We start from the raw sequence: 3576 nt of genomic DNA, 5'->3' as shown, positions 1-3576 counted from the left end.
GGCTTCCATCGCATCAATCGTGAGCATGGCCAGCGCGAAGGCGACCGCGTGCTGCAAGCCCTGGGCCATCTGCTGCTGCTCAATCTGCGCAATGAGGATCTGCTCTGCCGCTATGCAGGCGACCGTTTTGCCGTGCTGCTGCCGGGACTAGGCGTCGAGCAGGCACGCGCTGTGGCGACGCATCTGTGCGATGCAGCCGCGCTGCTGCGCCACCATGCAGCGACCGGCGTGATTTCCCTCAGTGTGCGCTATGCCTGCGGCGAGGCGGAAGGCGAGCCCGAACATCTGCTGGCGGCACTGGGCCAGGTGCTGGATGGCGCCGCTACGCCGCACCAGATGGAGCCTGCGTGATTCGCTTCAGCACAAGCGCCGATGCCTGCATTCCGGCGTTGCCGCAGCCTGCGTTATTGCTGGAGTTTGCGCGCAGCCAGGAATTGCCGGAAACGGCGCTGATGCGCGGCAGCCGCTTGCTGCCGCAAGCGCTCGACACGGCCGGTGGCAGGATTACACCTGCGCAGTATCTGCAGTTACTGGAAAATTTGCTGAAGCTGGCCGGTAGTCCGGACACCAGCTTCCTGCTCGGCCAGCAAATGCTGCCGGGCCAGGCTGGCGCCATCAGCCATGCGCTGCTGCACGCCCCGGATTTACGGCATGCGCTGGATTTGCTGTGCGCTGGCCATGCGCGCCTGACGCCATTGCTTTGCCCGCGCTGGCGTGAGGCGGACGGCATGGCGGTGCTGTACTGGAGCGACAGTTTCGGCGCCCATTCGCTGCGCCCCGCGCTGGTGGAGATGCATATGGCGGCGCTGGTGTCCTTATGCCGCTGGCTGTCCGGCGCACGCCTGCCTTGGCGCTTCTGCTTCAACCGTGCGGCGCCACGCCATGTGGAACAGCATGAGGTCCATCTGGGCAGCGCGTTACGATTCAACTGCCATCTGGACGCCATGTTGGTCGATGCATCCTGCCTGGACCAGCCCTGGCCGCGCGGCAGCAACGTAGTGTCGGCGCTGGCTTTGCGGCAGGCCGAGGCCGAATTACAAGCCGCGCCGGGACTGCTGGCAGCTGTGTACGATTACCTGCTGGAGCATGTGCGCTGCGCGCCATCGCTGGAGCAGGCCAGTGCGACATTCGGCTTCAGTGCCGCCACCATGAAACGCCATTTGCAGCGTCATGGTACGCATTTCCAGGCGGAGCTGGATCAGGTGCGCAGCCATGTGGCGCTGTATCTCTTCCTGGCGCAGCGGGCCGATAATGAAGCGGTGGCGCATTATCTTGGCTTCCACGACGCGGCGAATTTCCGCCGTTCCTTCAAACGCTGGACGGGATTAACGCCGGGCCTTCTGCGGGAAGGCCTGGCGATTCAGGCATAGAGCTGGGTGAACAGGCGAGCCGCCATCAGCCCCAGAGGCTGGTGGTGCTGGGACGGCGAGATTTCGCGCACCAGCAGGTGCACGGCTTCTTCGCGTGTTTCGCAGCTCGCGACGCGCGCTTCCAGCAGGCCGAGTTCATTGTCGATGCTTTCCCACGCGTGTTCATCGACGGGAACGTCGTGACGGATCACGGCGCGCGGCTCGTGGTCGTGCGGGCGCATCGCCGGTTCGGCAGGCGGGGCGGACTCAAATTCCGGTATCGGCAGCGCGACCATGGCGGCATTGATGTCGGCGGTGTCGTCGCGCGCGGCTTCCACCGGTTCGGCGCCGAGGCCGTGCAGGCGGTAGCCATTGCGCACGCGGCGCAGGAAATCGGCACGGTCCTGCATCAGCGGCAGCATATCGTTAATGCAGGCGACGGTGGCGTCATCGGCCGCTGCAGGTGGCGCCAGCAGATAGCAGGAGATGCCCAGTTCGCGCAGCTCCTCGACCACCGAATGGCGATACTGTGGCTCCGCCGCGACGCCAAGCTGGTAGCCCAGCAGTTCCGGCAGCAATTCGTCGCCGCAGCAGGACAGGGCGAGCCGCAGCGCGCCTTGCGCGAACAGTTCATCTTCCTGATCCTGCCAGTTGACGCAGCCCTGGGTAGTCAGCAGCTGGCGCACGCGCAGCACGCGGTTCCAGTCCGGGATGCCTTTGCCGATGTATTCGAGATAGATGCGCACCAGCGGCTGCACCGCCTCCAGGTCCCAGTGCCGCAGCACACCGTACAGCCAGGCGCCTTCCACCATCAGGGCCGGCGCCGCATAGCTGAGGAAGCGGCGGGCCGCCGGACGTGTGGCGAAATGGCGACGCGGCGCACCGGCGCGGCGTGAATCCTGGTAGCGCTGATGCTGGTTTTCGGCTTCCTGATTGCGACTCACCACCCATTGCGGCCACGTGGCGTAATCCTCCGGCAAGTCGCAAGGCAGCTCCGCGACTTCCTCAATGGCGCGCATAATGAAAGCACGTGCCTGTTCGCGGTCGCTTTGTTCGCGCAGCATCAGATAGAGCTGACGGGCCGTCAGAACGGGCTGGGGTGCGCTTTTGTTGCGCCGGACGTGTTCGATGGTTGTCATCATGGCAAAAAGTATGGCCATGCCGCAGCGCACTTTCTAGCAGCCACCATGCCGTTGGCGTGTAAGAATGCGCTGACACGCAGTGTTAGAATAATTTTATGACTGATAAACCCCGTCCGCCAGCTCCGGATTTGAGCAACCGCCGCCATCAGATCTTTCCACCGTTGAGTGGGGAGCAGCTGGCGCGCATCGAACGTTACGGCCATCGCGCCAGATTCGCGACGGGTGATTACCTGATTCGCCAGGGCGAGCGGCACGTGCGCTGCTATGTGATTCTGTCCGGCGAGGTTGAACTGTTGCGCCGATGGCCGCTGGGCGAGCATTCGCTCGGTTTGCACGGACGTGGGATGTTCACTGGTGATACCTGGACCCTGGTCGGCCGTGCCGCCAGCGCCAGTTTCAAAGCGGTGAGCGAGGGCGAGGTGATCACGCTGTCGGAAGACGAGCTAAGGGCTCTGGTCATCGGCGATGCCGAGCTGGGCGAGCTGATGATGCGCGCGTTCATCCTGCGCCGCGTGGCTTTCTTCAATGAGAAGGAAGCAGGACTCATCGTGCTGGGTGCACAGAACTCGGCCAGCACGCTCAAGGTGAGAAAATTCCTACAACGGAATCTGCAACCGGCGACCTATTTCGATACGGTGGCGGATGAAAAAACCGCCGGAATCATGGAGCAATTCGGCATCCGCAGCGATGAACTGCCCGCGGTGATCACCCACCTCGGCGTGGTGCTGAAGCAGCCGACGGCGCGTGAAGTGGCGGACGCCATCGGCATCAGTCCGGACAAGCTGGATGGCCGCCAATTTGACGTCGTCGTGGTTGGCGCCGGCCCGGCAGGATTGGCCGCCGCCGTGTACGCGGCTTCGGAAGGCCTGACAGTCGCTGTGCTGGACGGGAAAGCTCCGGGCGGCCAGGCCGGCGCCAGCTCGCGCATCGAAAACTACTTTGGCTTCCCGACCGGGATTTCCGGCCAAGCGCTGGCAGGGCGCGGACTGACACAAGCCCGCAWATTCGGGGCCGAAGTGGCGGTGCGGATTGAAGTCGAAGCGATGGTATGCCCGGCCACCAGAGACGTGCGCTTCTCCTTGCTT

At 64.1% G+C, this 3576-nt stretch carries 4 protein-coding genes; 3 read left to right on the top strand and 1 reads right to left on the bottom strand.

From position 1 onward, the window contains the following. Positions 1-351 (top strand): diguanylate cyclase domain-containing protein (locus AB4Z11_RS26650; RefSeq protein WP_442028859.1); only part of this gene is annotated, 351 nt, incomplete at its 5' end. Beyond that, positions 348-1370, top strand: a complete 1023-nt coding sequence (locus tag AB4Z11_RS26645) for an AraC family transcriptional regulator ligand-binding domain-containing protein (RefSeq protein ID WP_442028858.1) — start codon at positions 348-350, stop codon at positions 1368-1370. The genes AB4Z11_RS26650 and AB4Z11_RS26645, both read left to right, overlap by 4 nt. Here the strand turns inward: AB4Z11_RS26645 and AB4Z11_RS26640 are convergent. Next, entirely contained in the window at positions 1361-2491 is a 1131-nt protein-coding gene (locus AB4Z11_RS26640) for a hypothetical protein (RefSeq protein WP_442028857.1), read from the bottom strand. The two genes, AB4Z11_RS26645 and AB4Z11_RS26640, sit on opposite strands and share 10 nt — an antisense overlap. 95 nt (positions 2492-2586) lie before the next feature. Between AB4Z11_RS26640 and AB4Z11_RS26635 the strand changes: the two genes are divergently transcribed. Continuing rightward, positions 2587-3576, top strand: a 990-nt coding sequence (locus AB4Z11_RS26635) for an FAD-dependent oxidoreductase (RefSeq protein WP_442028856.1), incomplete at its 3' end; no start/stop codon positions are given.

This window comes from Pseudoduganella sp. RAF53_2 (assembly GCF_052113985.1).
GTDB lineage: Bacteria > Pseudomonadota > Gammaproteobacteria > Burkholderiales > Burkholderiaceae_D > Rugamonas.
This window is presented reverse-complemented; position numbering and strand designations above follow the sequence as displayed.